We start from the raw sequence: 6,266 nt of genomic DNA, 5'->3' as shown, positions 1-6,266 counted from the left end.
TACAACGCTTGCCGGATGGCGGCGTTGACGCCATCCGGCTGTTACCGTCTTTAACCCCTCCGTATCACTCTTCAGCAAGCCGAATTACGACCTTGCCAAAGTTTTTACCGGTCAGCAGACCGATAAACGTCTCCGGTGCATTTTCCAGCCCCTCAGTGACCTGCTCGCGATAGTGGATCTTGCCTTCCTGGACCCAGCGCCCCATTTCTCGCTGAAATTCATGAATGCGGTGACCATAATCCTGACCAATGATAAAGCCCTGCAAGCGAATACGTTTTTTCAGTAACGTGGCCATAAGCAGCGGTAAACGGTCTGGGCCCGTCGGCAGTGATGTGGCGTTATAACCACTCACCAGACCACACAGCGGAATACGCGCGGAGGTGTTGAGTAACGGCAAAACAGCATCAAAAACTTTACCGCCGACGTTTTCATAATAGATATCGATACCCTGCGGACAGGCTTGTGCCAGTTGGAGTGCGAAATCGGGGGCATGATGATCGAGGCAAATATCAAAGCCCAACACGTCAGTAGCATGGCGACATTTCTCTGCCCCACCAGCTACCCCAACGACCCGGCAGCCCTTCAGTTTACCAATCTGGCCCACGGTTGCGCCAACAGGTCCGGTTGCCGCAGCAACAACCAGTGTCTCACCGGCTTTGGGCTGGCCAATATCCAGCAGCCCCATATACGCCGTAAAGCCCGGCATACCCAGCAGACCAAGCGCCCAGGAAGGATGCTCAGGATGATCGCCTAACTTTACCAAATCAGAACCCTTTGAGATGGCGAAGTCCTGCCAGCCGCTATAGCTCAACACCCATTCACCGGGTTTAAAATCCGAATGATTCGATGCCTCGACCCGACTGACCGTGCCGCCCACCATCACTGCGCCAATCTCAACCGGGGGCGAATAAGACGGTTCGTCACTCATACGCCCACGCATATAGGGATCGAGTGAGAGGTAGACGTTACGCAGTAACACCTCTCCGTCACCGGGGGGGATGATGGCCTCTTCTTCCAGACGGAAGTTACCGGGCACCGGTGCGCCATGCGGGCGTGACGCCAGAACCCAGCGACGATTGCGTTGCATTTGTTGACCCATTGATGTTCTCCTCAGCTTTTGGCATGAATCCATCAATAGTAGACGCGCTATCTCTGTGATGCTTTCACATTAATTGCCAGCGTGGTTTAACCGCACAACCAGATAAACGCAGGACTGCGCGGTTTCATTGATAAACCGACAGTCATTTGGCGGCCCCAACTCCAGGCAGTCCCCGGCTTTCATTTCATGGCGTGTATCACCTTCCACAAACACCAATTCGCCCTGCTGCAACCAGAGAAGCTGTCGGGCCTGCACGTAGGAAGAGGCGGGCATCGGGATATCACTGCCGGCCGGTAATTCGATTTGCACCAGATCGATAGGCAGATCGCTGCGCGGAGATACGTGGCGGCGCAAATAGTGGCTTTGCGGATCGTGCCAGACCGGCTGGTCGGCGAAACGCAGCAGTTTACCCTCCTGCATTTCGGCTCGGGCAATCAGCGTCGACATGCTGATACCAAACGCACCGGAAAGCCGTCCCAGTAGCGTCGCCGTTGGACTGCTCTCTCCACGTTCTATTTTATGGATCATCGCCCGCGAGACCCCTGCTCGTTCGGCAAGTTCCGTCAGCGACCAGCCGCGAGATTCCCGCTCAATGCGAATTCTTGCACTGATCCGTTGATTTATGCTGTCTTCAATAGTATTCATATTGTAATACTATAGTGAACAACCCCTGAGGTTCAACATGTCAATTCGATTTGCCAGCAAAGACGACTGCGCCGCCATCGCAGAAATCTACAATCACGCCGTACTGCATACGGCCGCTATCTGGAACGATCAAACGGTCGATGCCGAAAACCGCATCTCCTGGTATGAGGCTCGCCAACTGATGGGGTATCCGGTACTGGTAAGTGAAGAGAATGGCGTCGTCACGGGGTACGCCTCTTTTGGCGACTGGCGCAACTTTGACGGTTTCCGTCATACCGTCGAACATTCAGTGTACGTGCACCCGGAACATCAGGGAAAAGGACTGGGGCGCAGGCTGCTCAGCAGACTCATTGAAGAAGCGCGCGCGTGTGGCAAGCATGTCATGGTGGCAGGAATTGAGTCGCACAATCAGGCATCGCTCCACCTGCATAGCACGCTGGGTTTCAATATTACCGCGCAGATGCCCCAGGTCGGGACTAAATTTGGTCGTTGGCTGGATCTGACTTTTATGCAGCTACAGTTAGACGACCGCAGCGAACCGGATGCGCGTGGATGAACCAGACGCTGACCCTCTCCTTTCTGATTGCCGCAGGTATTGGTCTGGTGGTGCAAAACACTTTGATGGTACGCATTACCCAGACGTCCTCGACAATCCTTATTGCTATGTTGCTTAACTCACTGGTCGGGATCGTCTTGTTTGTCAGCATACTGTGGTTTAAACAAGGTGCGGCGGGGTTTGGCGAACTGGTTTCCAGCGTGCGCTGGTGGACATTAATCCCGGGTTTACTGGGATCGTTCTTTGTTTTTGCCAGTATCAGCGGATACCAAAACGTAGGCGCTGCCACCACCATCGCGGTGCTGGTCGCCAGCCAGCTTATTGGCGGTCTGGTGCTGGATATTCTGCGTAGCCAGGGTGTACCGCTTCGCGCGCTGGTGGGTCCGGTATGCGGTGCGATATTGCTGGTTGTGGGTGCCTGGCTGGTGGCAAGACGTTCGTTTTAATTGCCTGATGGCGCTTTGCTTATCAGGCCTACAGAACGCCGGATAAGGTGTGAACACCGTCATCCGGCAAGGAAATATCAAAGAATAGAGCCGCCTTTGGTCAACTGCTCACGACGCGCTTCCATATCTTCTTTATGCTGGCGCCCATGATGTGCAATTGCCGTACGCAAACGTTGTTGCTGGGTATAACGATCTTCCCGGCTCAACGCAACATCATCGCTCAACTCAATCAGCAATTCATTCATATGCGTAATGACGCTCTCTTCAATGGCGGCATCAACACGTGCGCTGACCTCATCCAGATGCGACATACTCCCTCCTTAACTCATTAATTTAATTTCGCCTTTGAAAAATCACTGCCCATCAGGCTAACGCTGTATCCGCTGACGTTGCTGCGTGTGGCATAGAAGGTTTTGCCATTCGCCAGCGCAATCCACGGGGCCTGCTGATAGAAAATTTCCTGCGACTGCTGGTAAAGTGCGGCGCGCTCTTGCGGTTTGCTCACCAGTTTCGCCTTTTGAACCAGCGAATTATACTCTTTATCACACCAGCGCGCGGCGTTTGATCCGGTTTTAATGCTGTCACAACCCAGCAGAACATCGGCAAAGTTATCCGGGTCACCGTTATCTGACATCCAGCCAAACAACGCAGTATCGTGCTCGCCTTTACGCATCCCGGAGAGATATTCCCCCCATTCCCAGGAGACGATTTTCGCCTTCACACCAACTTTTGCCCAGTCGCTTTGAATCATCTCAGCAATACGACGAGAGTTCGGGTTATAGGGGCGCTGCACCGGCATAGACCACAGTGTCGCTTCAAAACCGTTTTCCAGCCCCGCTTTCTTCAGCAGCTCTTTCGCTTTCTGCGGGTCGTAAGCGTAATCTTTCAGGTCTTTATTGAAGCCCATCATATTCGGCGGGATTGGCGATTTCGCCACCGTTCCGGAACCTAAAAAGACCGCGTTAATAATGGCTTTTTTATCTGTCGCATAGTTCAGCGCCTGGCGCACAAGTACGTTATCAAACGGTTTTTTCTCCGTATTAAACGCCAGATAACCGACGTTCAGCGCTTCAACCGAATGCAGCGTCAGATCTTTGTTCTTTTTGATTTCATCAAACTGCACCGGTGCTGGCGCGGGAATAATCTGGCATTCGTTGGTTTGCAGTTTCGCCAGTCGCGTCTGTACGTTTGGTGTGATGGAGAAAATCAGATGTTTCGTTGGAACTTCACCATCCCAGTAGTTCGGGTTGGCCAGATAGCGGATTTGTGAATCCTGCTTGTACTGTTGCAAGACATAAGGCCCAGTACCAATCGGCCAGTTATCGACGTTTTCCGGTGTGCCTTTTTTCAGCATCTCGTCGGCATATTCAGCCGAAAGAATAGAGGCAAAATCCATCCCCCAGTCAGCAAGAAATGCAGCGTTGGGTTCGTTCAGAACAAACTGAACGTGATAATCATCAACCTTTTTAACCTCTTTGATCAGTTTGTCCAGGCCAACATCGTTGAAATATTCATAGCTACCCTGTGAAACCTTATGGTACGGATGATCGGCATCTTTCTGGCGTAATACTGAGAAAACGACGTCATCAGCATTGAAATCACGGGTAGGTTTAAAGAACTTATTACTATTGAACTTCACGCCCTGACGCAGGGTAAATGTGTAGGTCTTGCCGTCGGGGGAAATTGTCCATTCCGTTGCCAGAGACGGGACCGGAGTATTTTTGACCGGATCAAAGTTGATCAATCGGTTGTACAACACCTGTGAACTGGCGACAAACGACGGACCTGAACTGGCTATTTGGGGGTTAAATGATTCCGGGGATGCTTCAGAACAGTAAACGATGGTATCAGTACTGGCGGCATATGCAGCGCCTGTTGGTAAGACGGCGCTGAGTGCCAGCGCGAGCAGCGTTTTCCTTGCAATCATGGTTATAAGCCTTCTTCTTTTATTATTTACTCGTCTATCAGAGCATAGCTGGCAAATACACACTAATAACAAATCTCTATCAGGTTATTCTAATCTGGCAGGTTTCGCTGATTAATTCATCATCGCAGGTGAAATAATTTACCTTAAGTCTTTTTCAAAACGTCAAGATTTTTCCCAATACTCTATGCCATGAAAATTCGCCCCTTTTTGCCTCTCTTCCAACGTTTGCTTACTTTTATTCCCCGTAAAGTAGATGTGTGAAGAAGTCTAAGGGGCAATTACGTGGCAAAAACTCTCTTGCGCAGCGGCAATTTGGATGACTATCAGGCCGTGGGTGGCGGTGGTCAGGCCGTGTTTGATTCAGCACTACAAATTCGTGAAACGCTTCGTCTGCGTAAACAACAGGCGATGGCGGACTGTCTGGCAATACCACAAGTTAACGACAGTGGCGATCGGGTGGACTGGTATTCCCCGGTTGAAGGAAAGGCTGTCGCGTGGAAAGCCGCTGATGAAGATGCGCGTTTTCGGGCTCTGCGCTATCTGTCCAGTACGCTGGAGAATGCCGCGGCACTGAGCCGGAAAAGCCTGCAATCGGGTAAAACTTCTCTGCAACTGTTTGGTTCACTTCTCGACAAAGCCATCCAGTTTCCAGGTGAGAACCACGTGTTCCTGGTTGATGGCAAGCCCGTCATTACGTTCTGGGGCTTCGTCAATCTGAATGAAAACACCCGTGACGATGTACTCGATTGCCTGCGTCATACCGACGTTCCCCCGGTTGTATTGGCACCTGAACCGGAGCCGGAAGTCGAAGAAATCCCGGCGGAAATCACTTTCGCCGAGGCCGATACCCCGCTGCTGACAACAGCTATTGAGCTACCGAAACCCGCTGAACCCGAACCACAACCCCCGGTCATTGCAAGTGAGCCAGAGATTGCGCCGCCGCCAGTACAGCGTAAGCCTACGCGACGCCTGCCGCTGTGGAGCCTGCCCGTTGCTGCTGCAGTGATTGCCGCCATTGCAGGGCCGCTATTGTGGAAACAACACACGGAATCTCCCGCACCTGCGGTTGCCTCCATTGACGTTGCAAAGGTAGACAGTAAACCGCTGCCTGAACTAACACCTTCGCTGCCGCTGCATCGGGCTGACGTTATTCCACCAGTGAAAAAAGAGAAGCCCGTAGAAGGACCGGTGGTGATAGCCGCCATCCCGAAAGATGCGCTGGTAATGGATGCCAACCAGATGAAGGCAGGTACAACACGTTTTCTTAACGGCAACTGGCGTGTGCTGGTCGATATAAAAGATCCGGTCAGCGGTAAAGCCCCATCGCTGCGCTATCAGATCCAGGCCAATAAGGGCACTGCGCGCGTCGTGCATGGCGACAATATCGTTTGCCGCGCCGAAATTTTCTCTGGTCTGCATCAATCGGGCGAATTAATGATTAAGAGTCGCGGGAATGCCCGTTGCACGGACGGTTCGCGTTACCCAATGCCTGAAATCACCTGCAAAGCAGGAACAAACGACGTCGCAGCTTGTACCGCACGTTATGACGAACACGCGGAAATCCCTTTGACGATCAAAAAGATAGGTGCCTGA

At 52.1% G+C, this 6,266-nt stretch carries 7 protein-coding genes; 3 read left to right on the top strand and 4 right to left on the bottom strand.

The window, feature by feature from the left end; genetic code table 11:
• Window positions 1-64: 64 nt before the first annotated feature.
• Window positions 65-1,099 (bottom strand): NADP-dependent oxidoreductase, encoded by a 1,035-nt coding sequence (locus FDX03_RS12690; protein WP_115643380.1) that lies wholly within the window; start codon window positions 1,097-1,099, stop codon window positions 65-67.
• A 69-nt stretch (window positions 1,100-1,168) separates the two neighbouring features.
• Window positions 1,169-1,744 (bottom strand): XRE family transcriptional regulator, encoded by a 576-nt coding sequence (locus FDX03_RS12685; protein ID WP_048211614.1) that lies wholly within the window; start codon window positions 1,742-1,744, stop codon window positions 1,169-1,171.
• A 37-nt stretch (window positions 1,745-1,781) separates the two neighbouring features.
• Here FDX03_RS12685 and mddA point away from each other — a divergent pair, with 37 nt between their 5' ends.
• Together mddA and FDX03_RS12675 are read left to right on the top strand one after the other, a co-directional pair.
• Complete coding sequence (gene mddA / locus FDX03_RS12680) at window positions 1,782-2,300, top strand: L-methionine sulfoximine/L-methionine sulfone acetyltransferase (RefSeq protein WP_048211613.1); 519 nt, start codon at window positions 1,782-1,784, stop codon at window positions 2,298-2,300.
• The gene (locus FDX03_RS12675; RefSeq protein ID WP_048211612.1) at window positions 2,297-2,746 is read left to right on the top strand and encodes a DMT family transporter; all 450 of its coding nucleotides are present in this window, start codon (window positions 2,297-2,299) and stop codon (window positions 2,744-2,746) included. The genes mddA and FDX03_RS12675 overlap by 4 nt, the downstream gene beginning before the upstream one ends.
• Window positions 2,747-2,823: 77 nt before the next feature.
• On the opposite strand, the gene FDX03_RS12670 is transcribed toward FDX03_RS12675, so the two are convergent.
• Together FDX03_RS12670 and FDX03_RS12665 are read right to left on the bottom strand one after the other, a co-directional pair.
• Window positions 2,824-3,057, bottom strand: coding sequence for a YdcY family protein (locus FDX03_RS12670; RefSeq protein WP_048211611.1), 234 nt, complete (start codon window positions 3,055-3,057; stop codon window positions 2,824-2,826).
• 17 nt (window positions 3,058-3,074) lie between these two features.
• Window positions 3,075-4,673, bottom strand: a complete 1,599-nt coding sequence (locus FDX03_RS12665) for an ABC transporter substrate-binding protein (protein ID WP_115602022.1) — start codon at window positions 4,671-4,673, stop codon at window positions 3,075-3,077.
• 282 nt (window positions 4,674-4,955) lie between these two features.
• On the opposite strand from FDX03_RS12665, the gene FDX03_RS12660 reads away from it, so the two are divergent.
• Entirely contained in the window at window positions 4,956-6,266 is a 1,311-nt protein-coding gene (locus FDX03_RS12660) for an SrfA family protein (RefSeq protein WP_115643379.1), read from the top strand.

The organism is Citrobacter sp. wls827, assembly GCF_005280875.1.
Classification (GTDB): domain Bacteria; phylum Pseudomonadota; class Gammaproteobacteria; order Enterobacterales; family Enterobacteriaceae; genus Citrobacter; species Citrobacter youngae.
This window is presented reverse-complemented; position numbering and strand designations above follow the sequence as displayed.

Bases quoted from the DNA above. Each gene is read 5' to 3' on its own strand.
- FDX03_RS12690 (WP_115643380.1), bottom strand. From the start codon at position 1,099: ATGGGTCAACAAATGCAACGCAATCGTCGCTGGGTTCTGGCGTCACGC.
- FDX03_RS12685 (WP_048211614.1), bottom strand. From the start codon at position 1,744: ATGAATACTATTGAAGACAGCATAAATCAACGGATCAGTGCAAGAATT.
- mddA (WP_048211613.1), top strand. From the start codon at position 1,782: ATGTCAATTCGATTTGCCAGCAAAGACGACTGCGCCGCCATCGCAGAA.
- FDX03_RS12675 (WP_048211612.1), top strand. From the start codon at position 2,297: ATGAACCAGACGCTGACCCTCTCCTTTCTGATTGCCGCAGGTATTGGT.
- FDX03_RS12670 (WP_048211611.1), bottom strand. From the start codon at position 3,057: ATGTCGCATCTGGATGAGGTCAGCGCACGTGTTGATGCCGCCATTGAA.
- FDX03_RS12665 (WP_115602022.1), bottom strand. From the start codon at position 4,673: ATGATTGCAAGGAAAACGCTGCTCGCGCTGGCACTCAGCGCCGTCTTA.